This is a genomic window from Streptomyces sp. MNU89, from assembly GCF_020982505.1.
Classification (GTDB): domain Bacteria; phylum Actinomycetota; class Actinomycetes; order Streptomycetales; family Streptomycetaceae; genus Streptomyces; species Streptomyces xinghaiensis.
The window spans coordinates 2,442,333-2,468,745 of the sequence record NZ_JAJKLL010000001.1; the positions used below are offsets into that span (position 1 = coordinate 2,442,333).

General features: G+C 72.9%; 19 protein-coding genes and 2 pseudogenes. 8 read left to right on the top strand and 13 right to left on the bottom strand.

Translation table 11 applies throughout. From position 1 onward, the window contains the following. Positions 1-13: 13 nt before the first annotated feature. Positions 14-1,126, bottom strand: a complete 1,113-nt coding sequence (locus E4N63_RS10305) for a ferritin-like domain-containing protein (RefSeq protein ID WP_230242428.1) — start codon at positions 1,124-1,126, stop codon at positions 14-16. Positions 1,127-1,312: 186 nt separating this feature from the next. Here E4N63_RS10305 and E4N63_RS10310 point away from each other — a divergent pair, with 186 nt between their 5' ends. The 3 genes and pseudogenes from E4N63_RS10310 (at position 1,313) to E4N63_RS10320 (ending at position 3,551) form a co-directional block, all read left to right on the top strand. Further along, positions 1,313-2,242 carry a diiron oxygenase gene (locus E4N63_RS10310; protein WP_230240491.1) on the top strand — a complete coding sequence of 310 codons (930 nt, stop codon included), beginning with the start codon at positions 1,313-1,315 and terminating at the stop codon, positions 2,240-2,242. A 134-nt stretch (positions 2,243-2,376) separates the two neighbouring features. Beyond that, a pseudogene (locus tag E4N63_RS10315) lies at positions 2,377-3,135 on the top strand (TetR/AcrR family transcriptional regulator); the annotation flags it as partial. Positions 3,136-3,275: 140 nt separating this feature from the next. Continuing rightward, the gene (locus E4N63_RS10320; RefSeq protein ID WP_230240492.1) at positions 3,276-3,551 is read left to right on the top strand and encodes a hypothetical protein; all 276 of its coding nucleotides are present in this window, start codon (positions 3,276-3,278) and stop codon (positions 3,549-3,551) included. A 154-nt stretch (positions 3,552-3,705) separates the two neighbouring features. On the opposite strand, the gene E4N63_RS10325 is transcribed toward E4N63_RS10320, so the two are convergent. The 6 genes from E4N63_RS10325 to E4N63_RS10350 all read right to left on the bottom strand — a co-directional run bounded on the left by E4N63_RS10325 (position 3,706) and on the right by E4N63_RS10350 (position 10,081). Continuing rightward, a complete protein-coding gene (locus E4N63_RS10325; RefSeq protein ID WP_230240493.1) occupies positions 3,706-4,944 on the bottom strand; it encodes a styrene monooxygenase/indole monooxygenase family protein in 1,239 nt (412 codons plus the stop codon). Positions 4,945-5,150: 206 nt separating this feature from the next. Next, the gene (locus tag E4N63_RS10330) at positions 5,151-5,777 is read right to left on the bottom strand and encodes an ATP/GTP-binding protein (protein ID WP_125622943.1); all 627 of its coding nucleotides are present in this window, start codon (positions 5,775-5,777) and stop codon (positions 5,151-5,153) included. Between the two features lie 4 nt (positions 5,778-5,781). Further along, on the bottom strand, positions 5,782-6,198 hold the full coding sequence (locus E4N63_RS10335; protein ID WP_125622944.1) for a DUF742 domain-containing protein: 417 nt from the start codon (positions 6,196-6,198) through the stop codon (positions 5,782-5,784). Continuing rightward, positions 6,195-6,755, bottom strand: a complete 561-nt coding sequence (locus tag E4N63_RS10340; protein WP_230240494.1) for a roadblock/LC7 domain-containing protein — start codon at positions 6,753-6,755, stop codon at positions 6,195-6,197. The genes E4N63_RS10335 and E4N63_RS10340 overlap by 4 nt, the downstream gene beginning before the upstream one ends. Beyond that, positions 6,752-6,949 (bottom strand): hypothetical protein, encoded by a 198-nt coding sequence (locus E4N63_RS10345; RefSeq protein WP_230240495.1) that lies wholly within the window; start codon positions 6,947-6,949, stop codon positions 6,752-6,754. The genes E4N63_RS10340 and E4N63_RS10345 overlap by 4 nt, the downstream gene beginning before the upstream one ends. Before the next feature lie 645 nt (positions 6,950-7,594). Next, positions 7,595-10,081, bottom strand: a complete 2,487-nt coding sequence (locus E4N63_RS10350) for a nitrate- and nitrite sensing domain-containing protein (protein WP_230240496.1) — start codon at positions 10,079-10,081, stop codon at positions 7,595-7,597. A gap of 425 nt (positions 10,082-10,506) precedes the next feature. On the opposite strand from E4N63_RS10350, the gene E4N63_RS10355 reads away from it, so the two are divergent. Continuing rightward, positions 10,507-11,472, top strand: a complete 966-nt coding sequence (locus E4N63_RS10355) for a hypothetical protein (protein ID WP_230240497.1) — start codon at positions 10,507-10,509, stop codon at positions 11,470-11,472. 91 nt (positions 11,473-11,563) lie between these two features. Here the strand turns inward: E4N63_RS10355 and E4N63_RS10360 are convergent, their stop codons facing one another. The 6 genes and pseudogenes from E4N63_RS10360 to E4N63_RS10385 all read right to left on the bottom strand — a co-directional run bounded on the left by E4N63_RS10360 (position 11,564) and on the right by E4N63_RS10385 (position 19,076). After that, entirely contained in the window at positions 11,564-12,085 is a 522-nt protein-coding gene (locus E4N63_RS10360; RefSeq protein ID WP_125622947.1) for a MarR family winged helix-turn-helix transcriptional regulator, read from the bottom strand. A gap of 445 nt (positions 12,086-12,530) precedes the next feature. Next, positions 12,531-14,993: an endopeptidase La gene (gene lon / locus E4N63_RS10365; RefSeq protein WP_230240498.1), complete on the bottom strand. Its 2,463-nt coding sequence runs from the start codon at positions 14,991-14,993 to the stop codon at positions 12,531-12,533. A gap of 245 nt (positions 14,994-15,238) precedes the next feature. After that, positions 15,239-17,641, bottom strand: a complete 2,403-nt coding sequence (locus tag E4N63_RS10370; RefSeq protein WP_230240499.1) for an excinuclease ABC subunit UvrA — start codon at positions 17,639-17,641, stop codon at positions 15,239-15,241. Between the two features lie 49 nt (positions 17,642-17,690). After that, positions 17,691-18,030: pseudogene (locus E4N63_RS10375) on the bottom strand (VOC family protein). A gap of 77 nt (positions 18,031-18,107) precedes the next feature. Continuing rightward, the gene (locus E4N63_RS10380; protein WP_043459504.1) at positions 18,108-18,533 is read right to left on the bottom strand and encodes a helix-turn-helix transcriptional regulator; all 426 of its coding nucleotides are present in this window, start codon (positions 18,531-18,533) and stop codon (positions 18,108-18,110) included. Between the two features lie 69 nt (positions 18,534-18,602). Further along, the gene (locus E4N63_RS10385) at positions 18,603-19,076 is read right to left on the bottom strand and encodes an ATP-binding protein (RefSeq protein ID WP_125622951.1); all 474 of its coding nucleotides are present in this window, start codon (positions 19,074-19,076) and stop codon (positions 18,603-18,605) included. Positions 19,077-19,466: 390 nt separating this feature from the next. Between E4N63_RS10385 and E4N63_RS10390 the strand changes: the two genes are divergently transcribed. From E4N63_RS10390 to E4N63_RS10405, 4 genes are all read left to right on the top strand, one after another. Continuing rightward, on the top strand, positions 19,467-20,162 hold the full coding sequence (locus tag E4N63_RS10390; RefSeq protein ID WP_125622952.1) for a spermidine synthase: 696 nt from the start codon (positions 19,467-19,469) through the stop codon (positions 20,160-20,162). Positions 20,163-20,254: 92 nt separating this feature from the next. Then, positions 20,255-21,004, top strand: coding sequence for a response regulator transcription factor (locus E4N63_RS10395; RefSeq protein WP_043459499.1), 750 nt, complete (start codon positions 20,255-20,257; stop codon positions 21,002-21,004). Beyond that, complete coding sequence (locus E4N63_RS10400; RefSeq protein WP_228430254.1) at positions 21,004-22,125, top strand: ATP-binding protein; 1,122 nt, start codon at positions 21,004-21,006, stop codon at positions 22,123-22,125. The genes E4N63_RS10395 and E4N63_RS10400 overlap by 1 nt, the downstream gene beginning before the upstream one ends. A gap of 296 nt (positions 22,126-22,421) precedes the next feature. Continuing rightward, positions 22,422-26,231: a multifunctional oxoglutarate decarboxylase/oxoglutarate dehydrogenase thiamine pyrophosphate-binding subunit/dihydrolipoyllysine-residue succinyltransferase subunit gene (locus tag E4N63_RS10405; RefSeq protein ID WP_230240500.1), complete on the top strand. Its 3,810-nt coding sequence runs from the start codon at positions 22,422-22,424 to the stop codon at positions 26,229-26,231. Positions 26,232-26,413: the final 182 nt, after the last annotated feature.

The window sequence follows — 26,413 nt, forward strand, 5'->3', positions numbered from 1 at the left end:
GGCGCCGGCCCCGTTACCTCTCGGCCGCCGCCCCCTCGGCGATCGCCTCGGTGACCTCCGCCGTGCGGGCGGCCTCCTCGGCCGCGAAGCGTTCGGCGTCCAGTTGCTCGGCCAGTTCCTCGTCCTGGGCCATCAGCAGATCGAGGTTGGAGTCGCCGAGCTCGAAGACGCCCAGGTCGAGGTAGGCGCGCTGGAGGCGTTCGCCCCACAGGCCGATGTCCTTGACGCACGGCACGATCCGGCTGAACAGCAGCTTCCGGAAGAGGTGCAGGAACTCCGACTGCTCGGTGTACTCGGCCGCCTCCGCCGCCGGGATGCCGAAGTTCTCCAGCACCTCGGTCCCGCGCAGCCGGTCGCGCATGAGGTAGCAGCCCTCGATGACGAACTCCTCGCGTTCGCGGAGTTCGGCGTCGGTGAGCTGCCGGTAGTAGTCGCGCAGCGCCATCCGCCCGAAGGCCACGTGCCGGGCCTCGTCCTGCATGACGTAGGCGAGGATCTGCTTCGGGAGCGGCTTGTCGGTGGTGTCGCGGATCATGCCGAACGCGGCCAGGGCCAGGCCCTCGATCAGAACCTGCATCCCGAGGTAGGGCATGTCCCAGCGGGAGTCGCGCAGGGTGTCGCCCAGCAGGGCCTGGAGGTTGTCGTTGATCGGGTAGAGCATCCCGATCTTCTCGTGGAGGAAGCGGCCGTAGATCTCGGCGTGCCGGGCCTCGTCCATGGTCTGGGTCGCGGAGTAGAACTTGGCGTCCAGGTCGGGGACGGACTCCACGATGCGGGCGGCGCAGATCATGGCGCCCTGCTCGCCGTGGAGGAACTGGCTGAACTGCCAGGAACTGTAGTGCCGCCGCAGCTCGCCCTTGTCGCGCTCGGTCATCCGGCTCCAGTGCCGGGTGCCGTGGAGGGCGAGGGCCTCGTCGGGGGTGCCGAGCGGGTCGCGGGGGTCCACCTCCAGGTCCCAGTCGATGCGGCGGACCGAGTCCCACTGCTTGTCCTTGCCCTTCTGGTACAGGGCGAGCAACCGGTCGCGCCCGTCGTCGTAGTCCCAGCTGAAGCGGGCGGCGCCGGAGGCCGGCACCTGCCAGTCGGGGGTTCCCGGGTCTTTCGCGTAGAGATCGTGCGTCGTCATCGACGCCTCCTCGGCCTCGGCCTCGCGGACTCCCGTGGAGAGCGGGATGGTTGGCAGGCTCACACGGCCTCCGCGGCGGGGTCAACCGGGCTTCAACAAGTCTTCGCCAGGGGATTGACGTTCTTGCTGACACGCAGTCTCATAAAGGGGTACCGCGGGTAACCCACAAGCGAGGTGGCCGACAGCATGACGATCACAACCGGGGCAGCGGCGCAGCGGGATGCTCTCGGCCTGCTCAAGGACCGGGAAAAAGTCGCCCTGCGCCTGCTCGACTCCTCCGCCAGGCACTCCTTCGACCCGGACGCCGAACTGGACTGGGACGCCCCCTTCGAGGAGGGCCTCTGGTTCTGGCCGCCGGAGCTGGTCTCCCTCTACGACACCCCGCTCTGGAAGACCATGTCGGAGGAGCAGCGCATCGAGCTCTCCAAGCACGAGGCCTCGGCCCTGGCCTCGCTCGGCATCTGGTTCGAGATCATCCTCATGCAGCTGCTCTGCCGGCACATCTACGACAAGTCGCCGACCAGCTCGCACGTGCGCTACGCCCTCACCGAGATCGAGGACGAGTGCCGGCACTCCAAGATGTTCGCCCGGCTGATCCAGCGGAACGACACCCCCGTGTACCCGGTGTCGCGGGTCCACCAGAACCTCGGCCGGCTGTTCAAGACGGTCTCCACCACGCCGGGGTCCTTCACCGCCACCCTGCTCGGCGAGGAGATCCTCGACTGGATGCAGCGGCTGACCTTCCCGGACGAGCGCATCCAGCCGCTGGTGCGCGGCGTCACACGCATCCACGTGGTGGAGGAGGCCCGGCACGTGCGGTACGCCCGGGAGGAGCTGCGCCACCAGATGGTCGGCGCGCCGCGCTGGAGCCGTGAGTTCACCCGGCTGACCTCGGGGGAGTTCGCCCGCGTCTTCTCCAAGGCATTCATCAACCCCGAGGTCTACACGAACGTGGGCCTCGACAAGCGGGAGGCGGTCGCCCAGGTCGCGGCCAGCGGGCACCGGCGCGAGGTCATGCAGACCGGGGCGAAGAAGCTGACGGACTTCCTGGACGACATCGGCGTGCTGCGCGGGGCGGGACGCCGGATGTGGAAGAGCTCGGGGCTGCTGGCCTGAGACCGCCGCCCCGGCCGGGCGGAGGGGCGGGAGGGCGGAGGGGCGGGGCCGCGCGGACAACGGGCAGGTCCCGGCAAGGCCCGGACGACACCCGGACCGGGCCGCCGCCCCGCCGGGCCGGTTACCCTGCGGGCATGAACGGCAGCGGCACCGCCCCGAGAGCAACGTCCGGCCGCCGGTCCGGCCCCGGCGCCGCGTACCGGCGGCTCACCGTCGAGCAGCGGCGCCGCCAGTTGCTGGACGCGGCGCTCGCGCTCTTCGCCGACCGGGCGCCGGAAGAGGTCTCGCTGGACGACGTGGCCCACGCCGCCGAGGTGTCGCGCCCGCTGGTCTACCGCTACTTCCCGGGCGGCAAGCCGCAGTTGTACGAGGCCGCGCTGCGCAGCGCCGCCGACCGGATGGAACGGTGCTTCGCCGAACCCCAGACCGGTCCGATGACCCAGCGGCTGGGGCGCGCCCTCGACCGCTATCTCGCCTTCGTCGACGAGTACGACGCCGGCTTCAGCGCGCTGCTCCAGGGCGGCAGCGTCGCCGAGACCTCGCGCACCTCGGCCATCGTGGACGAGGTGCGGCGGGCCGCCGCCGAGCAGATCCTCGTCCATCTCGGCGTCTCCCGGACCGGGCTGCGGCTGCGCACCGCCGTCCGCACCTGGATCGCGGCGGTCGAGGCCGCCTCGCTGATCTGGCTGGACGAGGAGAAGCAGCCGCCCGCCGCCGAACTGCGCGACTGGCTGCTCGACCACTTCCTCGCCCTCCTCACCGCCACCGCGGCGCACGACCCGCAGACGGCGGGCGTGCTCAGGGAGGCGCTGGCGGCGGAGCGGGCGGACGGGCCCGTGGGCGCTCTCCTCCGGCGGCTGGTGCCGCTGGTCGCGGAAGCGGGGCATCTGCTGGACGCCGCGGGTGCCGGTGAATCCGGGAATGCCGGGGCTCCCGGGACTTCCGGTGCTTCCTGGTCTGCCGAGGCCAACGGGGCTCCGCCGGAGGGCGGCGCGTCCGCTGCGGCTCCGCGCGGCCCGGGGGAGGGCGCCTCGTGAGGAGCGAGGACACCCTCTTCGTGGGCGGGCCGCTGGACGGCCGGGTCCTGCCGGTGCTGACGGGGGCGACCGGAAAGCCGCCGAAGGTCTACGAGGTCCCGGTACCGGAACCGGACGGCGGCGCGCCCGTGGTGCACGTCTACCGGCGCGAGATCCGCGGCCACAGCAAGCGGCTCGGGCTGCCGCTGGGCTGGAAGTACGTCTACGACCCGGAGGGCCGGCGCGCCACGGGCCCGAACTGGCCCTGGACCCGGCGGACCCCCGGCGCCTGAACCGGCGGCACGGACCTCGGCGGCCGACCGGGTACCGAAGGGGACCACGGACCGGCCACCCGGCCTCCCGCCACCGGTCGCGTGCGGTCCGATCGCCGGCCGGCGGGGCCGAGCACCGGCCCGGGCCGGGGGCGACCGACCCGGGCCCGCCGGCCTACCGCGCGCCCGCGGCCTCGGCGAGGTAGCCCTCCGTCTTCGCCGGCTCGTAGAAGAAGTTCTCCAGGTCGGCCGGGTTGTCGAAGGCGTTGGCGAAGCGGTCGGCGACCGGCTGGAACTGCCCGCCCGCGCCGATCAGGTTGAGGACGTGCTCCGGCGGCGGGGCCAGCATCGCGTTCGTCCACTTGACGACGTGCCGGGCGGTCTCCCAGTAGCGGTCGAAAGTGGACTGCATCCACTCGGCGTCGAACGGCTGGTCGCCCCGCTCCAGGATGCTCGCCAGATACGAGGCGGCGCACTTGGACGCCGAGTTGGAGCCCTGGCCGGTCAGCGGGTCGTTGGCGACGACGACGTCCGCGACGCCCAGTACCAGCCCGCCCGACGGCAGCCGGCCGACGGGGTTGCGCACGGTCGGGGCGTAGCGGCCGGCGAGGGTGCCGCCCGCGTCGGTCAGCTCCACCTTGCCCGCGCGGTCGTACTCCCAGGGCAGGAACCGCTTCATCAGGTCCAGGGTGGTGGCCAGGTGCTCGCCCGGGTCCTTGATGGAGTCGAAGACGTCCAGCGGGCCGCCGGGGATGCCCTCCCAGAAGAGGATGTCGGCCCGGCCGGAGAGGGTGTAGGTCGGCATGACGAACATCTCGCCGACGCCCGGCACGAGGTTGCAGCGGACGGCGTCGTAGTCCGGGTGCTCGGGGCGCGGGCCGAGCCCGTGCACGTAGGCCACGGCCAGGGCGCGCTGCGGCTTGTCGTACGGGGAGCGGGAGGCGTCCCGGCCGAACATGGAGACGAGTTCGCCCTTGCCGGCCGAGACGAGCACCAGGTCGTAGGAGCGGGAGAAGTAGTCGAGGTCGGAGACGGCGGCGCCGTGGATGACGAGTTGCCCGCCGCGCTGCGCGAAGGTCTCCATCCAGCCGGCCATCTTCACCCGCTGGTCGACGGACTGGGCGTAGCCCTCCAGCTTGCCCACCCAGTCGACGGGGCGGCTGCCGTCGGGGCCGGCGACGGAGACGCCGAGTCCCTCGATGCGCGGGGCCTGGCTCTCCCAGAAGTTGATCCCGAGGTCCCGCTCGTGCTGCAGGGCGGTGTGGAACATGCACTGGGTGGACATGACCCGGCCGGAGCGGATCTCGTCCGCCGTGCGGTTCGACATCAAGGTGACCTCGTAGCCGTGCTGCTGCAGGCCGAGGGCGAGTTGGAGACCGGACTGGCCGGCTCCGACGACGAGGATCTTCCGCATGGCGGTGGGCTCTCTTTCACACGGTGAGGAACACGGGCGGAACCGCGGAACGGCAGGGGCGCCGGGACACCCGGCGGGATGCTCGGACCGGGGCGCCGGAGGCCCGGGGTACCGCGTCATCCGGGTGCCGGAGCATCGCGGTGTCTGCGGCCACCGGGGCTCTGAGCAGCACAACTGCCCGTTCCGGGCTCGGAGGTGAGGCTATGTCACTCGGGGGTCACGTCAAGGGCGTGGGCCACGAGGGCGAGCAGGGACCGGATCACGGTCGTCCGCTCGCGCGCGTCCATGATCTCGACCGGGACGTGGTCCGGCACGGACAGCGCCTCGCGCACGTCCTCCACCGCGTAGGACTCAGTGCCCTCGAAGTGGTTGACGGCCACGACGTACGGCAGCCCGCAGCTCTCGAAGTAGTCGAGGGCCGGGAAGCAGTCCTCCAGCCGCCGGGTGTCGGCCATGACGACCGCGCCGATCGCGCCGCGCACCAGGTCGTCCCACATGAACCAGAAACGTTTCTGGCCGGGGGTGCCGAAGAGGTAGAGGACCAGCTCGGCGTCGAGGGTGATCCGGCCGAAATCCATGGCGACGGTCGTCGTGGTCTTGTCCGGGGTCGCCGCGATGTCGTCGACGTCCTCGCTGGCCTGCGTCATCACCGCCTCGGTGGTGAGGGGGGTGATCTCGGAGACCGAGCCGACGAAGGTGGTCTTGCCGACGCCGAAACCGCCCGCCACCACGATCTTGGTGGAGAGGGGGGCGCGGCTGCGGTCGGTCTGCCAGCTCTGGACGTTCTCGTCCGCGACGGGCGGCGCCGTGGTCGTCGGTCCCGCGGGGGTCATGGTGTCAGAGCCTGCGAAGTCCACTCAGGACCCTTTCGAGCAGTGCGCGGTCGGGGCGGCCGGTCTCGGTGCCGGCGCCGTTCCCGTACACGCGGATCTTTCCCTGGTCGGCCAAGTCGCTGAGCAGCACGCGGACCACTCCGAGCGGGATGCGGAGAAGCGCTGAGATCTCCGCGACGGAGCGCATCTTCCGGCAGAGCTCGACGATGGCCCGCATCTCGGGCATCACGCGGTCGGCCCAGTTGCCGGCCGTCAGCTCCGGGCGGTCCTCCGGTGCCTCGATGGCGGCGACGAAGGTCTCCACGAGCAGGACGTGCCCGAAGCGGGTCCGGCCGCCGGTCAGCGAGTACGGGCGTACCCGGGCGGGTTTGCGTTGCTGGCTGCGGTCCGCGGTGCGGACCGGGAGTCGGGGGGACGTCACGTGCGGCTCTCCAGGGACTGGCGCAGTTCGTTGCGGAGTTCGGGGGTGAGGACGTGTCCGGCCCGGCCGACGAAGAGGGCCATGTGGTACGCCACCACGCTCATGTCGCAGTCGGGGGTCGCGTGCGCCCCGAGCAGCGAGCCGTCGCTGATCGACATGACGAAGACGCTGCCCTCGTCCATCGCGATCATCGTCTGCTTCACCGGGCCGGCGTCCATGAGCTTGGAGGCGCCGTGGGTCAGCGCCCCGACACCGGAGACGATGGTGGCGAGGTCGGCGCTGGAGCCCTTGGGGCCGCTGCCGTCGTCGTCGGCGGCGGCCGCCGTGCCGCCCCCGTTCCCGTTGCCGGCGCCGTTCCCGCCGGCGTCTGCCGGCCGCACGCCCATGCCCGGGTCGGAGCTGAGGAGCAGCAGGCCGTCGGAGGAGACCACGGCCACCGAGTGGACGCCGGGCACCTCCTCGACCAGGTTCGTCAGCAGCCAGTGCAGATTGCGGGCCTCACTGCTGAGGCCCTGCGAACCGTGCGGCTCCGAGCCGGCCTTCGTGTACGCGTTCAACCGCGTGCCTCCTCGACTGTGCCACCGTCGTCCGGTGCCCCCGTCCGGTGCTCACCGGTCTTCTCGGCGATCTCCGCGTCGGCGTCGCGCCGACCGTGCTGTGACCCCTGCTGGAAGCCGCCGAGCTTGCGGCGCAGTGCCTCCGCGTCCACGCCTCTCGCCCGCGCCCGCACCGGGCCGGTCTGCGCCGCCACGGTCTTGGGTGTCCGCTTGGGGAGGCCCTTGTCCGTCAGCCGCTTGGCGGGGGCGGCCGGGCTCCCGGTGCCGGGGGCCGGGTCCGCCGTGTCCTGCCCGGTCGGGCCGGTTCCGGTCCCGGTGGTGTGCGTGCCGTCCGGGGTGTGGGGGGCCTCGGCCGGTCCGGTGTCCGGACGGGGCAGCGGCGGGGCCAGCCGGAAGGACTGGGTCGGCTCGTCGATCCCGGCGAACGCGGCGTCGTCCGAGGCCCGCGCGTGCTGCTCCTCACCGGACCCGGTGCGCCGGATGCCGTACGGGTCGTCGTCGGCGGCTGGGGACTCACCGGCGTCGGTGGCGGGCCTGGCGGTGGGCTCCGGGGCGGCCGTCCCGCCGGGGGCTTCCGCCGTCGTCCCGGGGGTTTCCGTGAAGGTGCCGTGGGAGGTTCCCGCAAGGCTGCCCTCGGGGCTTCCGGCTTCCGCCTCCGCCGCCCGCAGGGCTTCCTCGGCGGCCGCGACCAGGGGGTCGTGCTCCGCGCTCCGGGCCAGTCCGGCGTGCGCGCCGAGGTCGTCCGGGGTTCCGGCGCCGGGGGTGTCCGCGTCCGCCGGTACGGAACCGGGGGCGGGCTCCGCGCCGGACTCCTCCGCAGGGCACGGCCCGTGGCCGGCTCACCGGCCGGGGCGCGGCCCGCCTCCGGTGCCGGTGGCGGCCGGCTCCGGAGCGGGGGCCGGGTCCGGGGCTCCGGCTCCGTCGGCGGCGAGGCCCGCGAGCGGGGTCGCGTCGGAGTCCGGGGCCTCAACGGACCCACCCTGCGCGGCATTTGACGCGGCGGGGGTCCCGGCGGGAGCGGCCGGGGCCGGCCCGGCGGACTCGGCGGCGCCGGCGGGGACGTCCGCCGACGAGCTCCCGGCGGGTTCCGCGGCGTCGGGGTGCGTGCTCGTTCCGGCGGCAGCGCCGGCGGCATCCGCCGTTCCGTCCGCCGCTCCACCGGCCGTACCGGTGTCCACGGCGGCCGCTCCGGCTCCGGTCTCCGCCGCGTCCCCGCGCCGGGGCAGGGAGCCGCCGCGGCGGTGCGGCAGGGCGTTCGAGTTGGCCTCGGCCACCGAGCCGGGCAGCGAGACGCCGGTGGCCCCGGTCCCAGCGGACTGGACGTGGGACGGCTCGGGCCGGGTCGGCAGGACGGAGGTCGGCAGCACGACGACGGCCGTCACCCCGCCCTGCGCCCGGTCGCGCAGTTCGACGCGGATGCCGTGGCGCGCCGCGAGCCGCGCGACCACGTACAGGCCGAGCCCGAGGGCGTCCTCGTCGGCGCCGGCGGCCTCGCCGTCGGGGTCGGCGAGCCGGGCGTTGACCTCGGCCAGCCGCTCCTCGGTCATGCCGATGCCCCGGTCCTCGACGGAGAGCATCACCTCGCCGTTCTCCAGCTGCCAGCCGGAGAGCTCGACGTCGTCCTCCGGCGGGGAGAACGCCGCCGCGTTCTCCAGCAGTTCGGCGACGAGGTGGCTGAGCGCGTCGGCGGCGAACCCGGCGACCCGGGCGTGCGGGGGGAGCGACAGGATGCGGACCCGCTCGTAGCGCTCGATCTCGCTGACCGAGGCGCGCAGCACGTCGAGCAGGGGCACGGAGGCGCTGTGCGTGGTGGTGTGCTCGGCGCCGGAGAGGACCAGCAGGTTCTCGCTGTGCCGGCGCATCCGGGTGGCGAGGTGGTCGAGCTTGTAGAGGGCGTCGAGGTGCTCGGGCTCGTTCGCCCGCTCCTCCAGCCCCTCGATGAGGCCGAGCTGGCGTTCGACGAGGCCCAGGGTGCGCAGCGACAGGTTGACGAAGCTGCTGTGCACGCGGTCCTGGAGGCCGGTGAGCCGCTCGGCGAGATCGCTCTTCTGCCGGGCCAGCTCGTCGCGCCTGTCGGCGAGCTTCTGCCGCTCGCGGATCAGGCCGCCGCGCTCGGCGCGGAGCTTCTCCAGCTCCCGGTGGAAGCCCTCCGCCTTGGCGCGGAGCTCGTTGACGGCGCCCACGGCCTCGGCGTACTCGTCGTTGCGGCCGGTGAACTTGACCGGCTCCTCGCCGACCGGGTCGGCGGCGACGCGCCGGGCGCCGAGCCGCAGCACGGCCAGCGGCCGGGTCATGGAGCGGGCCGCGGACATGCCGGAGCCGACGGCGACCAGCACGCAGAGGGCGAGCAGCCCGACGGCCAGCTCCAGGGAGCGCACGTCGTCGTCGCGGAGGGCGGCGAGCCGGGCGGACTCCTCGGTGGTGAGAGCCGACTCGGCGGCGCGCATCAGGTCGATCCGGCCGGACAGGGCGGCGTCCACGCGCTTCTGGTTCAGGGCCAGTTCGGCCGGGGAGAGCTGCGGCTGGTCGGTGAGGACCTTGAGGTAGCGCTCGGCCCGGTCCGCCTCGTCGCCGTTGACGGTGCCGTCGTAACTGTCCTTGGCGGCGGCCGGGGCGGTCTGCCGGAAGTCGGCGACCGCCGCGAGCTCCTGGACGCGGGTGCGCTGCGCGGTGGCGGTCAGCTCGCCCTCGCCGCCCGCGGCCAGGGCGCCGAGCAGCAGGGTGCGGGTGGCGGCGGCCTGCTCCACGGCACGGCCCAGCCCGGACAGCGCGTCGGCGGGGCCGTCGGCGGCGCGCGGCGGGATGCGCCGGGCGAGGTCGGCGGAGACACCGTGCAGCGCCTGCACCAGCTGGGTGTAGCGGGCGAAGGTCTCGGAGGCCGGGCCGGAGCCGGTGAGCGCCGACTGCCGGATGTCCGGGAGCTCCGCGAGCCGGCGGTCCAGGGCACCCGGGGCGTTCTCCCGGATCTCCTCCAGCCGGCGGTCGACGCTCGCGCGCCGCTTCTCCGAGATCCCGGTGGCGCTGCCGGAGCCGGCGGCGCGGCCCGCGGCGACGAAGCGCGTCATGGTGTCGCGCTCGTCGGCCAGCGAGTGGGCCAGCACGACGGCCTGCGCGTTCAGCTCGGAGAGCGTGACCAGGCGCTGGGAGTCGTTGAGGTCGGAGGAGGCGGCGATGACGGCGGGGGCGCCGGCACCGGCGACGGCCGCGGCGACCACGGCCACCGAGACCACGAGCCGGTTGCGGACCTTGGTGGCGCGCTTCCCGGGCGGTGCGGACGCCGACCCCGCGGTCTGTACCGACTCACGTTCCTTGCCCCGAGGCCGCATTCTTCGCACCGGTGCTCGCAATCTTGTCTCGTCTCCGCAGGGCCGAGGCGCCGGCGATCCGCTCGCATTCCTCGTGCCCCTGGAGCGCGGAGCGCCGACGGGCGTTCTCCCCGTACCGGCAACGGAATTCGACGATTCCACCGCCGGTGTGAATGGGGCCGCCCATCACCCGCCTGGCCACCCGAACGAGTGAACATCAATCCGGAGTTGGCGAACAACCCCGGCGCGGGACTCCGGCGCCGCCGCGGGGAGCGCCGGTTGGAAATCGCCAGCCGGTGCTGGCAAGATGCGCGCCCGCACATTCCACCGGCCGGTGAATACGGGGGAATTCCGGCACCTCGGCCGTTTCCCGCCGGCCGCGCCGGCCGTCACCGCAGGTCACGCCGGCCGCCGGGGCCGGTGGCACGGTCCGGCAGACTGACCGCATGCGCATCGACCTCACCACGGAGCCGGGTGATCCCCGCATCCCCAACGAGGACTACGTCTCGGTGGCCCTGCCGGCGTCCGGTGCGGGCGGTTCCCTGGTCCTGCTGGACGGCGTCACACCTCCCGAGGACGGCGGCGGATGCGTACACGGAGTGCCGTGGTTCACCGCGCGGCTCGGCGGGGCACTGCTCGAACTGTCCGTTTCGCGACGGGATATGACCTTGCGGACGTGCCTCGCGGAGGCAATCGAACGCACCGCCGATGCCCACCGAACAGCCTGTGACCTTTCTCACGTTAAAACCCCGCAGGCGACGGTCGTGGCCGCCCGCTGGGACGAGCGGGACGTGGAACATCTCGTGCTCTCCGACTCCGTCCTGCTCGTCGAGCGGCGGGACGGCCGGGTCACGGCGGAGCGGGACGACCGGCTGTCCCGGCTGCCGCCCCATGTGCCGGAGCTGCGGGCCGCCGTACGGGCCCTGCCGCCCGGCTCCGCCGAACGCGCCGCGCGGGCCGCCGAGTACGTCCGCGCGGTGGAGGCCCTGCGCAACGCGGAGGGCGGTTTCTTCACGGCCGCCGCCGACCCGTCGGTCGCCTCCCGGGCCGTGACCGGCGCCGTACCGCGCGCGGACGTGCGCTCGCTGACCGCCCTGACGGACGGCGCGGGGCGCTGGGTCGAGGTCTTCCGTGAGGGCACCTGGGCCGACTGCCCCGCGCTGCTCCGCGAGGAGGGGACGGGCGGCCTGGTGCGGCGGGTACGGACGGCGGAGGCGGCGGACCCGCGGGGCGGCGCCTTCCCGCGCGGCAAGCGGCACGACGACGCGACGGCCGTCTACGCGGAGTTCCAGGGCGGGACGCGGGCGCCGGCGCGTGCGCCGGGGTGCACGGGCGCGGGCGATCCGGGCAGTCTTCCCGGGGCGGGCCCTCGGCCGGTGCCCTCGACCGGCCTGCCCTTCCCGGAGGTTTGAGGAGACGGCGGACGCGGAAGAATGTCCGGCCCGCCGGATCCGTGCCCCTCCGGGCCCGGCCGCCCCGGAACCGGGCCGTCCGGCCGCCGGCTCAGTCCTCCGCGCCGCTCAGCCCGTTCAACCGGTGCAGCAGGCGGGCGAGTTCGGCGATCTCCGCCCGGTCCCAGCTCCGCAGCTTGCGGGCGTAGCGCTCGCGGCGGGCGCGGCGCACCGCGGAGAAGCGGCCGGCGCCCTCCTCGGTCAGGGCCACCAGCGAGGCGCGTCCATCGGCCGGGTCCGGCCGGCGGGAGACGATGCCGAGCTCCTCCAGGGCGCGGAGCTGGCGGCTCATGGTGGCCTTGCCGACACCGAAGTACGCGGCGAGGGCGGTGGCCCGCTGCTCCCCCGCCTCCGCCAGCCGCACCAGCAGCCCGTACGCGGCGGGCTCCAGATCGGGGTGGACCTCGCGGGCCACCTCGCCGGAGGAGGCGCGGGCCCGGCGCAGGAAGACGGACAACTCCCTTTCCAGGGCCAGAAAAGCGCTGTCCCCGGGCGCGTCGGGGGTGGTGTCCGGCTCCGTGGGTTCCCCGGCCCTTCCGGTTCGGGGGACGTCTCCGGCTTCGGTCCGGCGCATGGTCTGGGTCCTCCCGGCTTTCCGCTCCCGTCGTTTCCGGGGCGGAATTCGCTTTCGGCGGTCGCGTGGCCGCCGCGGTGCCCCGCCAGTATTTCGCAGGACCGGCCCGGGGACAGCAACCGGCCCGCTTCCCGGCCTCTCTTCCCGCGCGGACCGGCGAAACCGCCGGGTGCCTTTTCCCCGGGCCCGGTCCGCGCCCTTCCGCAGACCCCGCCTCTGCGTCGCGGCCCGCACACGGTGGTGCCGCCACGAGATCGCGCGCCCCTTTCCGCACCCGAGCGCCCCCGGACACGCGTCCGCCCCCGTGCCGTACGCGCTGTTGTGCGTGCGGCACGGGGGCGGACGGTGACGGGCGGAGCCGGGAGCGGACGCCCCGTCCATCCCCGATCTCGCGGACCGCCGGCCCGCAACCCGTACCCGCGGCCCGCGACCCGCGACCCGCCGGTCAGACGGCCAGCGGCAGTTCCGGCTCGCTTCCCGTCGGCCCGTCCCCGGCCCGCTCCGTGCCGGCCGGCTCCAGGGCCAGCCGCAGCACCTGCCGGACGTCGGAGACCGGGTGCACCTCCAGCTTCTCCAGCACCTCGGCGGGAACGTCGTCCAGATCGGCCTCGTTCCGCTTGGGAATGACGACCGTGGTGATCCCCGCCCGGTGCGCGGCGAGCAGCTTCTGCTTGACGCCGCCGACCGGCAGCACCCGCCCCGTCAGCGACACCTCGCCGGTCATCGCCACATCGGGGCGCACCCGGCGTCCGGACAGCAGGGAGGCGAGCGCCGTCGTCATGGTGACACCGGCGCTGGGCCCGTCCTTCGGCACGGCGCCGGCCGGGACGTGCAGGTGCACGCCGCGGTCGTTGAAGTCGCCCACGGGCAGCTCCAGTTCGGCACCCCGGCTGCGCAGGAAGGAGAGCGCGATCTGCGCGGACTCCTTCATCACGTCACCGAGCTGGCCGGTGATCTGGAGCCCGGTGGCCCCGGTCTCCCGGTCGGCGAGCGAGGCCTCGACGTAGAGAACGTCGCCGCCCGCGCCCGTGACGGCCAGTCCGGTCGCCACCCCGGGCACGGCGGTGCGCCGCTCCTCCGGGTCCTGCGCGGACTCCGGGACGTGGTGCGGCCGGCCGAGGTACCGGCGCAGGTCGTCCGGGCCGATGGTGACGGGGAGTTCCAGCTCGCCGAGTTCGTGTTGCGCGGCGGCCTTGCGGAGCAGCCGGGCGACGGCGCGCTCCAGATTCCGCACCCCGGCCTCGCGGGTGTACTCGCCGGCCAGCTTGCGCAGCGCCCCCTCCTCCAGGACGACCTCACCCTCGGTCAGGCCGGCCCGTTCGAGCTGCCGGGCGAGCAGGTGGTCGCGGGCGATGGTGACCTTCTCGTCCTCGGTGTAGCCGTCGAGCCGGACGAGTTCCATCCGGTCGAGCAGCGCCTCGGGAATGGCCTCCAGAACGTTGGCGGTGGCGAGGAAGACCACGTCGGAGAGGTCGAGTTCGACCTCCAGGTAGTGGTCGCGGAAGGTGTGGTTCTGCGCCGGGTCGAGGACTTCCAGCAGGGCCGCGGCCGGGTCGCCGCGGAAGTCGGAGCCGACCTTGTCGATCTCGTCGAGGAGGACGACGGGGTTCATGGAGCCGGCTTCCTTGACCGCCCGCACGATGCGCCCGGGCAGCGCGCCGACGTAGGTGCGCCGGTGGCCGCGGATCTCCGCCTCGTCGCGGACCCCGCCGAGCGCCACCCGGACGAACTTCCGCCCCATCGCGCGGGCGACGGACTCGCCCAGCGAGGTCTTTCCGACGCCGGGAGGGCCGACCAGCGCCAGGACGGCGCCGCCGCGGCGCCCGCCGACCATCCCGAGGCCGCGCTCGGCACGGCGCTTGCGCACCGCGAGGTACTCGGTGATGCGCTCCTTGACGTCCGCCAGGCCGGCGTGGTCGGCGTCGAGGACGGCCTTGGCGCCGGGGATGTCGTAGGCGTCCTCGGTGTGCTCGTTCCAGGGCATCTCCAGGACGGTGTCGAGCCAGGTCCGGATCCAGCTTCCCTCCGGGCTCTGGTCGGAGGCGCGTTCGAGCTTGTCGACCTCCTTGAGCGCCGCCTCGCGCACCTTCTCCGGGAGGTCGGCGGCCTCGACCCGGGCGCGGTAGTCGCCGGACTCGTCCTCCGGCTCGCCGTTGAGCTCGCGGAGCTCCTTGCGGACGGCCTCCAGCTGGCGGCGGAGGAGGAACTCCCGCTGCTGCTTGTCGACGCCCTCCTGGACGTCCTTGGCGATGGACTCGGCGACATCCTGCTCGGCCAGATGTTCGCTCAGCCACTTCACGGCGAGCTTGAGCCGGGCCACCGGGTCGGTGGTCTCCAGCAGTTCGACGCGCTGCTCGGCGGTGAGGAACGGGGAGTAGCCGGAGTTGTCGGCGAGCTGTCCGGCGTCGTCGATCTGCTGGACGCGGTCCACGACCTGCCAGGCGCCGCGCTTGCGGAGCCAGCTGGCGGCGAGGGCCTTGTACTCCTTCATCAGCTCGGTGACGGCACCGGGCACCGGGTCGGGCCCGGGTTCGTCGGCCGGGCGGCCCTCGACCCAGAGCGCGGCTCCCGGGCCGGTGGTGCCGGCGCCGATCCGCACCCGGCTCACACCGCGGATGAGCGCGCCGGGGTCACCGCCGGAGAGCCGGCCCACCTGTTCGACGGTGCCGAGCGTGCCGACGGCGGCGTAGGTGCCGTCGATCCGCGGCACCAGCAGCACCTGCGGCTTGCCGCCGCTCTCCCCGTTTCCCCCGTTCCCCCCGCCGCTTCCCGCGGCGGCCTGCGCGGCTTCCACCGCGGCCCGGACCTCCGCGTCGGACAGGTCCAGCGGCACCACCATGCCGGGCAGGACCACCTCGTCGTCGAGAGGCAGCACCGGCAGGGTGAGTGACGTAGACGTCGAAGCCATGATCTCCCCTTCAGCAGGCAAGTTGAGCTGTAAGGACTCAATGTCTCTGCTGCCCCGGGTGTTCCCCGGCTCGTGTTCGCTCGCAGCGAACAGCCCCTGGGGGCGGCTCACTCGGACGGCGACGGTGCGCCGCGGGCCGCTCGGCGCGTCCCCCGCACCGCCCTCACCCGTCGCGCGCACGCGGCCCGGCGGACGGGGCCCCCGCAGCCGTCACGCGAGGGCCCCGCAGGGCCGCGAGATCCCGGTCAGGCGCCGACGTAGGCCGCGAGGTGCTCGCCGGTGAGGGTGGACCGGGCGGCGACGAGGTCGGCGGGGGTGCCCTCGAAGACGATGCGTCCGCCGTCGTGACCGGCGCCCGGGCCGAGGTCGATGATCCAGTCCGCGTGCGCCATGACCGCCTGGTGGTGCTCGATGACGATGACCGACTTGCCGGAGTCGACGAGCCGGTCGAGCAGGCCGAGCAGGTGCTCGACATCGGCGAGATGGAGGCCGGTGGTGGGCTCGTCAAGGACGTAGACGCCACCCTTCTCGCCCATGTGGCTCGCCAGTTTGAGCCGTTGCCGCTCGCCGCCGGAGAGTGTGGTGAGCGGCTGGCCGAGGGTGAGGTAGCCGAGCCCCACGTCGCCCAGCCGGCCGAGGACGCGCTGCGCGGCCGGCGTGCGCGCGTCCCCCGAGGCGAAGAACTCCCCGGCCTCGGTCACCGACATGGCGAGCACCTCGCTGATGTCGCGGCCGCCGAGGCGGTACTCCAGCACCGGGGCCTGGAACCGCTTCCCCTCGCACTCCTCGCAGACGGTGGCGACGCCCGCCATCATCGCCAGGTCGGTGTAGATGACGCCGGCGCCGTTGCAGTTCGGGCAGGCCCCCTCGGAGTTGGGGCTGAACAGCGCCGGTTTCACACCGTTGGCCTTGGCGAACGCCTTGCGGACCGGGTCGAGCAGCCCCGTGTACGTCGCCGGGTTGCTCCGCCGCGAACCGCGGATCGGCGTCTGGTCCACCGAGACCACGCCGTGGGCGGCGCCCGCCGGACCGGCCACCAGGGACCCGTGCACGAGCGAACTCTTGCCCGATCCGGCGACGCCGGTGACGACGCAGAGCAGACCGAGCGGGATGTCGACGTCCACGTTCCGCAGGTTGTTCGCGTCGGCGCCGCGCACCTCCAGCGCTCCCGCCGGGGTCCGCACGGACGGCTTCAGGGAGGCCCGGTCGTCCAGGTGCCGCCCGGTCAGCGTGCCGCCGGCCCGCAGTCCCTCGACGCTGCCCTCGTAGCAGACGGTGCCGCCCGCCGTGCCGGCGCCGGGGCCGAGGTCGACGACATGGTCGGCGATCGCGATCGTCTCCGGCTTGTGCTCCACGACGAGCACCGTGTTGCCCTTGTCCCGCAGCCGCAGCAGCAGGTCGTTCATCCGCTGGATGTCGTGGGGGTGCATGCCGATGGTGGGCTCGTCGAAGACATAGGTGACGTCGGTCAGCGAGGATCCGAGATGGCGGACCATCTTGACGCGCTGCGCCTCGCCGCCCGACAGCGTGCCGGACGACCGGTCGAGCGAGAGATAGCCGAGGCCGATCTCCGTGAACGAGTCGAGCGTCCGCCCCAGCGCGGTGAGCAGCGGCGCCACCGACCGCTCGCGGAGGCCGCGGACCCACTCGGCCAGATCGCTGATCTGCATCGCGCACGCGTCGGCGATGTTCACCCCGCCGATCCGCGAGGACCGGGCCGCCTCGCTGAGCCGGGTGCCGCCGCACTCGGGGCAGGCGGTGAAGGTGACCGCCCGGTCCACGAACGCCCTGATGTGCGGCTGCATCGCCTCCCGGTCCTTGGCCAGGAACGACTTCCGGATCTTCGGGATCAGCCCCTCGTAGGTGAGGTTGACGCCCTCGACCTTCACCTTGACCGGCTCGTGGTGGAGGAAGTCGCGCATCTCCTTCTCGGTGTAGTCGCGGATCGGCTTGTCCGGGTCGAGAAAGCCCGACTCGGCGTAGAGCCGCACCGTCCACCAGCTGTCCGACTTCCAGCCGGGGATGGTGAACGCGCCCTCGGAGATCGACTTGGAGTCGTCGTAGAGCTGGGTCAGGTCGATGTCGGTGACCGTGCCCCGGCCCTCGCAGCGCGGGCACATGCCGCCGGTGCGGGTGAAGGTCGCCTTCACCGCCTTCTTGTTGCCCCGCTCCACGGTGATCGCGCCGCTCGCCCGGACCGAGGGGACGTTGAAGGCATACGCGCCGGGCGGGCCGATGTGCGGCTCCCCGAGCCGGCTGAAGAGGATGCGGAGCATCGCGCCGGCGTCCGTGACGGTGCCGACCGTGGAGCGGGGATCCGCGCCCAGGCGCTGCTGGTCGACGATGATCGCCGTCGTCAGCCCGTCGAGCACGTCGACCTCGGGACGCGCCAGGTTCGGCATGAAGCCCTGCACGAAGGCGCTGTAGGTCTCGTTGATCAGCCGCTGCGACTCCGCGGCGATCGTGCCGAACACCAGCGAGCTCTTGCCCGAGCCGGAGACACCGGTGAACACCGTCAGCCGGCGCTTGGGGATCTCGATGCCGACGTCCTTGAGGTTGTTCTCGCGGGCACCGTGGACCCGGATCACGTCGTGGCTGTCGGCGGCGTGCGCCGGCGGCCGCGGGTCCGTCCTCCCGGCCGTGCTCATCGTCTCTCCCTCTCGTCCGGGCGCCGGTGCAGGATCACGGGAACGGAGCTCACGGCTTGCGGAGCTGGTTGAAGCGCAGCATGTTGCCGGAGGGGTCGCGGAAGGCGCAGTCGCGGACCCCGTACGGCTGTTCGATCGGCTCCTGGAGCACCTCGCCGCCCGCGGCGCGGATGCGTTCGAAGGTGGCGTCGCAGTCGTCGGTGCTGAAGATGACCCCGCGCAGCAGGCCCTTCGCCAGCAGTTCCGCCATGATCTGCTGGTCGGGAGGCGTTCGGATGCGCCAGGGCCGGTTCGAGAACGATGTTCACATCCGGCTGGGACGGCGCGCCGACGCTCACCCAGCGCATGCCCTCGAAGCTGACGTCGTTCCGCACCTCCAGGCCGAGCACGTCCCGGTAGAAGGCGAGCGCCTTGTCGTGATCGTCGACGGCGATGAAGCACTGTGAAAGCTTGATGTCCATGCCCGTCACGCTACGGGCGGTGCGGCGCCTTTCGCTTCTCCATTCCTGACCGGTCGCGTGTGGATTTTGGCGATGCAGGCCGGGATGGCGGCGCCCTCGTCATGGGGGCGGGCCCGGTAGGCGCTCGGGCTCTCGCCGACCAGCTCGGTGAACCGCGAGCTGAACGATCCCAGCGAGGTGCAGCCGACCGCGAAGCAGACCTCCGTCACGGACAGGTCGCCCCGGCGCAGCAGCGCCTTGGCCCGCTCGATCCGGCGCGTCATCAGATAGCTGTACGGGGTCTCCCCGAAGGCGGCCCGGAAGCTGCGGGAGAAGTGGCCGGGCGACATGAGCGCGGTGCGCGCCAGCGCCGGCACGTCGAGCGGCTTCGCGTAGTCGCGGTCCATCCGGTCACGGGCCCGGCGCAGCCGGACGAGATCCTCCAACGTCACGGGACCACCCTCCCACGGAGCGGGCGGCGGGCGGCGGGCGGCGGGCGGCGGGCGGCGGGCGGCGGGCTCCTACAGGGTGCCCGTTCTGAGCATCGGGCGGCACAGGGTGAACCAGACGACCTTGCCGCCGACCGCCGGGTGCCCCTTCTCCAGGTCGAGGATGCCCCAGTCGTCCGCGATCAGGGAGAGCAGCAGCAGACCGCGGCCGCTCTCGCTCTGCGGCCCGGCGATGACGGGCGCCGGACGGCTCGGCGAGGTGTCCCAGACGCTGACGCGCAGCGTCCCCTCGCGCCACTTGAGCCGGACGGCGGTCTGGCCGTCGGAGTAGCGGAAGGCGTTGGTGGCCAGCTCGGAGGTGAGCAGCTCGGCCCGGTCCGCGAGGTCGCCCAGCCCGTGTTCGGCGAGCACCGTACGGACGGTGGAGCGCGCTATGCGCGGGCCCCTGGGATCGTGCGGCAACTGCAGGGAGTACTCCCAGTCCTCGGGAGGCTCATGCGGAACGCGGTGGACATGAGCGAGGGGGGCGACGGTTTTGGCACTCATGGATATCTCCTGTCCGTATTGCTCGCCGGGGAACCTTCGCCTGCCCGTGAACCGGGAGTGAACGCGGGCGCGATAGAGGAGTGTGAGACCGTTCCGCCCCGTGGGGGCCGACCCGAGCGACGCCGAACTGCTGCGCGCGGTCGCGGCCGGCGGGGAAATGCCGGCGGGCCGGCCGGGCTGATCACTACCCTGGGCGGCGCCTCCCGTCGGTCCGCCCCGCGCGCCGAGCGGGAAGCGCCGCCCGCCGCCCGCCCGCCGTCCCGGCTCCCCGAACCGGGGCGCTCCGAGAAGGACCCGGTCCGCCCATGCACCCGCACCGCCCCGTCGTCGCCGTCCCCGTCGTCAACGCCGCCGGCCGCATCCCCGCCCCCGGGGCCGGGCACGGTCGCGGTGCAGGGGGACGACGGTCCGGACGGGGAGCCCGTGGTCGTCGAGCGGCGGAGCGGTCCGTACGGCGAGGTGGTGCTGCGGCGGCGCGGCGGGCGGTACGAGATCATCGCCAACGGCTGCTTCCTCATGGACACCTCCGACGGCCGCTCCGAGCGGCTGCTCGTCGACGCGGCCCTGGCGGCGCTCCCCGCGGACCGGCCGCGCCCCTCCGTGCTGATCGGCGGTCTCGGTGTCGGTTTCTCGCTGGCCCGGGCCGCCGCCGAGCCGCGGTGGGGGCGGATCGCGGTCGTGGAGCGGGAGGAGGTGGTGATCGGCTGGCACCACTCCGGGCCCCTGGCCGCGGTGTCCGGCCCGGCACTGGCCGACCCCCGGACGGAGATCGTCCACGCCGATCTCGTCCGCCACCTGAGAACCGCGCCGCGCGGGGAGACCTTCGACGCGCTCTGCCTGGACATCGACAACGGGCCCGACTGGACCGTCACCGAGGGCAACGACAGCCTCTACACCCCGGACGGTCTGGCCGCCTGCCGGGCCCGGCTGACCCCGGGCGGCGTGCTCGCCGTCTGGTCCGCCCGGCCATCCGCCGCTTTCGAACAAGCCTTGCGGAATGCCGGGTTCCTCAGGGTACGGACGGAAGAGATCCCGGTTGCCCGGGGCGTACCGGACGCCGTGCACCTCGCCGTCGGTCCTGCGTAGCCGCGCCCCTCGCCCTGCCTTTACGCTGCTAGCCAGCACGCGCCGCGGCAGACACGGGGCACCAGGCACGGGGACAGCAGGGGCAGACCGAAATGGACCAGATACAGAACGGCGTGGGCGGCACCGCGGGCGCCACCACCGGCAACCAGCGCCGGGTCCTCGTCGTCGAGGACGACACGACCATCCTGGACGCGATCTCCGTGCGGCTGCGCGCCGAGGGCTTCCAGGTACAGACCGCGCACGACGGGCCCTCCGCCGTGGAGACCGCGCAGACGTGGCAGCCCGACCTGCTCGTCCTCGACGTCATGCTGCCGGGCTTCGACGGGCTGGAGGTCTGCCGCCGGGTCCAGGCACAGCGCCCGGTCCCGGTGCTGATGCTGACCGCGCGCGACGACGAGACCGACATGCTCGTGGGCCTCGGCGTCGGCGCCGACGACTACATGACCAAACCCTTCTCGATGCGCGAACTGGCGGCCCGGGTGCACGTCCTGCTGCGCCGCGTGGAGCGGGCTTCGCTCGCCGCGCACACCCCGCGCAGCGGCATCCTCCGCCTCGGCGAGCTGGAGATCGACAACGCGCAGCGGCGGGTGCGGGTGCACGGCGAGGACGTCCACCTCACCCCGACCGAGTTCGACCTGCTCGTCTGCCTGGCCGCCACCCCCCGCGCCGTGCTCTCCCGGGAGCAGCTGCTGGCCGAGGTCTGGGACTGGGCGGACGCCTCCGGCACCCGCACCGTGGACAGCCACATCAAGGCGCTGCGCCGGAAGATCGGCGCCGAGCGGATCCGCACGGTCCACGGCGTCGGCTACGCGCTCGAGACCCCGGCCGCCCCCGCACCGTGATCAGCCGCCCGTCCGGGCCGGCGAAGCCCGGCCTGTGGGCGCGCTTCTGGGAGAGCCTGCGCCCGCTGGACCCGTACCGTTCGGTGAAGGCGGCGCTCGGCGCGCTGGTCATCAGCTCGGTGACGATCACCACGCTGCTGGTGGTGATGGCCCTCAACACGGCCACCGAGCTGCGCATCGTCACGATCTTCTCGATCATCGCCACCATGCTGATCACCCAGTTCGTGGCGCACGGGCTGACCGCCCCGCTGGACGAGATGAAGACCGTCGCCCGCGCCATGGCCAACGGCGACTACAGCCGCCGGGTCCGCGAGCACCGTCGCGACGAACTGGGCGAGCTGGCGCGGACGTTCAACCACATGGCGGCCGATCTGGAGGCCGTGGACCGGCACCGCAAGGAGCTGGTGGCCAATGTCTCGCACGAGCTGCGCACCCCCATCGCGGGGCTGCGGGCGGTGCTGGAGAACGTCGTCGACGGGGTCTCGGAGGCCGATCCGGAGACCATGCGGATGGCCCTCGGGCAGACCGAGCGGCTCGGCCGGCTGGTGGAGACGCTGCTCGACCTCTCGCGCATCGACAACGGCGTGGTCCCGCTGCACGCCCGGCGCTTCGAGGTCTGGCCGTATCTCTCCGGGATCATCAAGGAGGCCGGCATCGCCAACGCGGCGCGCGGCCGGGCCGCCACCACGGGCCTGCCGGGCCGGGCGGACGTCCATCTCCATCTGGACGTCTCACCGCCGGAGCTGACCGGGTACGCGGACGCCGAGCGGCTGCACCAGGTGGTGGCCAACCTCGTCGACAACGCGATCAAGCACAGCCCTCCGCAGGGCCGGGTGACGCTGCGCGCGCGCCACGGCGAGGAGCCGGGGAGCGTGGTGCTGGAGGTGCTGGACGAGGGGCCGGGCATTCCGGAGCCGGAGCGGGCCCGGATCTTCGAGCGTTTCAACCGCGGCCGCGTCTCGACCCCGCACGGCCCCGGCAGCGACGGCGGCACGGGGCTCGGGCTGGCCATCGCCCGCTGGGCGGTGGATCTCCACGGCGGCTCGATCGGCGTGGCCGAGTCACCCCGCGGCTGCCGCATAAAGGTCACTCTCCCGGGCAGCCGTCAAGGGCAGGGTTGACGTAGGGTTCGGAAGCGGAAGCGCCCGTTCGGATGGGATGCCCACGGCATCCCGGCCCGCGGCGCGCGGCCGGAGGTCGCGGCAGCGGGAGGCCGCCGCCGCCCGGCGGCGATCCCCGGGATCCCGCACCGACGCGAAACCTGGGGATTTTCCCGCCGCGCGCTGCCCCGAAACCAGTCGGTCAGTGTGACTTGCGCGACGACTGACCAGCCCGGCCTGCACCGGACGCGGTAAGAGGCGTAGCCTTTATTTCCGCTGTCCACCACCTTAGGAAGCGGAAGAGGGCGGTAGCCGCCGTGTCGCCACAGTCCCCCAACACTTCGAGCGTCTCGACCGACCGGGACGGACGGGGTAACAACCCCGCAGCCGCCTTCGGTCCCAACGAGTGGCTCGTCGACGAGATCTACCAGCAGTACCTCCAGGACCCGAACTCGGTCGACCGAGCCTGGTGGGACTTCTTCGCCGACTACAAGCCGGGAGCCGACACCGGGTCGGCAGCGGCCGCCCCGGCCAAGCCCACCCCGGCAGCGAACGGCGAGGCAGCATCCGCGCCACCGGCCGCACCGGCCCGGGCCGCCGCGCCCGCGGCGCGGCCGAAGCCGGCCGCCAAGCCCGCCGAGCAGAAGCCGGCACCCGCCCCCGCGGCGAAGGCCCCGGCCGAGCCGGCGGCCAAGCCCGCCGAGGCGCCCGCGAAGAAGGCACCGGCCAAGGCCGCGGCCGAACCCGCGGCGCCCGCCGAGGGGCCGGAGTACGTCACGCTGCGCGGCCCGTCGGCCGCCGTGGCGAAGAACATGAACGCCTCGCTGGAACTGCCGACGGCCACCTCCGTCCGCGCGGTCCCGGTGAAGCTGCTGTTCGACAACCGCATCGTCATCAACAACCACCTGAAGCGGGCCCGGGGCGGGAAGGTCTCCTTCACGCACCTCATCGGCTACGCCATGGTGCAGGCGCTCAAGGCCATGCCCTCGATGAACTACTCGTTCACCGAGCGGGACGGCAAGCCGACGCTGGTCAAGCCCGACCACGTCAACCTGGGCCTGGCCATCGACCTGGTGAAGCCGAACGGCGACCGCCAGCTCGTCGTCGCGGCGATCAAGAAGGCCGAGACGCTCAGCTTCTTCGAGTTCTGGCAGGCGTACGAGGACATCGTCCGCCGCGCCCGCGCCAACAAGCTGACGATGGAGGACTTCACCGGCGTCACCGCCTCCCTCACCAACCCCGGCGGCATCGGCACCGTGCACTCCGTGCCGCGGCTGATGCCCGGTCAGGGCCTGATCCTCGGTGTCGGCGCCATGGATTACCCGGCGGAGTTCCAGGGCACCTCCCAGGACACGCTCAACAAGCTCGGCATCTCCAAGGTCATGACGCTCACGAGCACCTATGACCACCGCGTGATCCAGGGGGCCGCCTCCGGCGAGTTCCTGCGGATCATGAACCAGCTGCTGCTCGGCGAGAACGACTTCTACGACGAGGTCTTCAAGTCGCTGCGCATCCCCTACGAGCCGGTCCGCTGGCTCCGCGACATCGACGTCTCGCACGACGACGACGTCACCAAGGCGGCCCGGGTCTTCGACCTGATCCACGCCTACCGGGTCCGCGGCCACGTCATGGCCGACACCGACCCGCTGGAGTACATGCAGCGCAAGCACCCCGACCTCGACATCATCGAGCACGGCCTCACCCTGTGGGACCTGGAGCGCGAGTTCGCCGTCGGCGGCTTCGCGGGCCGCTCGATGATGAAGCTCCGCGACATCCTCGGCGTGCTCCGGGACTCGTACTGCCGCACCACCGGCATCGAGTTCATGCACATCCAGGATCCCAAGGAGCGCAAGTGGATCCAGGACCGCGTGGAGCGCGGCCACGACCACCCGGAGCGCGAGGAGCAGCTGCGCATCCTGCGCCGGCTCAACGCCGCCGAGGCGTTCGAGACGTTCCTGCAGACCAAGTACGTCGGCCAGAAGCGCTTCTCGCTGGAGGGCGGCGAGTCCGTCATCCCGCTGCTGGACGCGGTGCTCGACTCGGCCGCCGAGTCGCGGCTGGACGAGGTCGTCATCGGCATGGCCCACCGCGGCCGGCTGAACGTCCTGGCCAACATCGTCGGCAAGTCCTACGCGCAGATCTTCCGGGAGTTCGAGGGCAACCTCGACCCGAAGTCGATGCACGGCTCCGGCGACGTGAAGTACCACCTGGGCGCCGAGGGCACCTTCACCGGCCTGGACGGTGAGCAGATCAAGGTCTCGCTCGCCGCCAACCCCTCGCACCTGGAGGCCGTCGACCCGATCGTCGAGGGCATCGCCCGCGCCAAGCAGGACATCATCGGCAAGGGCGGCACGGACTTCACCGTCCTCCCCGTCCAGCTCCACGGCGACGCGGCCTTCGCCGGCCAGGGTGTCGTGGCGGAGACGCTCAACATGTCCCAGCTGCGGGGCTACCGCACCGGCGGCACCCTGCACATCGTCATCAACAACCAGGTCGGCTTCACCGCCGCGCCGGAGTCGGCCCGCTCCTCCATGTACGCCACCGACGTGGCCCGCATGATCGAGGCGCCGATCTTCCACGTGAACGGTGACGACCCGGAGGCCGTGGTCCGCGTCGCGCGGCTCGCCTTCGAGTTCCGCCAGGCGTTCAACAAGGACGTCGTGATCGACCTCATCTGCTACCGGCGCCGGGGCCACAACGAGTCCGACAACCCGGGCTTCACCCAGCCGCTGATGTACGACCTGATCGACAAGAAGCGCTCGGTGCGCAAGCTCTACACCGAGTCGCTGATCGGCCGGGGCGACATCACCGTCGAGGAGGCCGAGCAGGCGCTCCAGGACTACCAGGGTCAGCTGGAGAAGGTCTTCACCGAGGTCCGCGACGCCACCGCGGCGCCGATGGCCCCCGAGGTCCCGGAGCCGCAGGCCGAGTTCCCGGTGAAGGTCGACACCGCGATCTCCTACGAGGTCGTCAAGCGCATCGCCGAGTCGCAGACCAACGTCCCCGACCGGATCACCGTCCACCCGCGGCTGATGCCGCAGCTCCAGCGCCGCGCGGCGCAGGTCGAGGACGGCACGATCGACTGGGGCATGGGCGAGACCCTCGCCATCGGCTCGCTGCTGATGGAGGGCACCCCGGTCCGCCTCGCGGGCCAGGACTCCCGCCGCGGCACCTTCGGCCAGCGGCACGCGGTCCTCGTCGACCGGGAGACCGGCGACGACTACACCCCGCTGCTGTACCTGTCGGAGGACCAGGCCCGCTACAACGTCTACGACTCGCTGCTCAGCGAGTACGCGGCGATGGGCTTCGAGTACGGTTACTCGCTGGCCCGCCCGGACGCCCTGGTGATGTGGGAGGCGCAGTTCGGCGACTTCGTCAACGGCGCGCAGACCGTCGTGGACGAGTTCATCTCCTCCGCCGAGCAGAAGTGGGGCCAGACCTCCGGCGTCACCCTGCTGCTGCCGCACGGTTACGAGGGCCAGGGCCCGGACCACTCCTCGGCCCGGATCGAGCGCTTCCTCCAGCTCTGTGCGCAGAACAGCATGACGGTCGCCATGCCCACCCTGCCGTCGAACTACTTCCACCTGCTGCGCTGGCAGGTGCACAACCCGCACCACAAGCCGCTGATCGTCTTCACCCCGAAGTCGATGCTCCGGCTGAAGGCGGCGGCGTCGAAGGCCGAGGAGTTCACCACCGGCGGCTTCCGCCCGGTGATCGGCGACGACACGGTGGACGCGGCGGCCGTCCGCAAGGTCGTCTTCTGCTCCGGCAAGGTCTACTACGACCTGCTCGCCGAGCGGGAGAAGCGCGGTGCCCACGACACCGCCCTGGTCCGGCTGGAGCGGCTCTACCCGCTGCCCGGCAAGGAGCTCCAGGCGGAGATCTCCCGCTACACCAACACCGAGAAGTACATCTGGGCGCAGGAGGAGCCGGCGAACCAGGGCGCGTGGCCCTTCATCGCCCTCAACCTGATCGACCACCTGGACCTCTCGGTCGGCGCGGGCCTCCCGCCCGCCGAGCGGCTGCGCCGGATCTCCCGGCCGCACTCCTCCTCCCCGGCGGTCGGCTCGGCCAAGCGCCATCAGGCGGAGCAGCAGCAGCTCGTCAACGAGGTGTTCGACGCCTGATCCGGCACCTGATCCGGCACCTTCCCGCCGGACACGGCAGCACGGCGACGGGCCGGGCCCCCACCCCCGCGGTGGGGGCCCGGCCCGTTCTGCCGGGGCCCCACCCGGCGCCCGCCCGGGCTTTCCGGGGCCGCGGAGGGCCCTCCTCCGGGCCGGAATATCCTGGCCCCGCCCCATCCCAC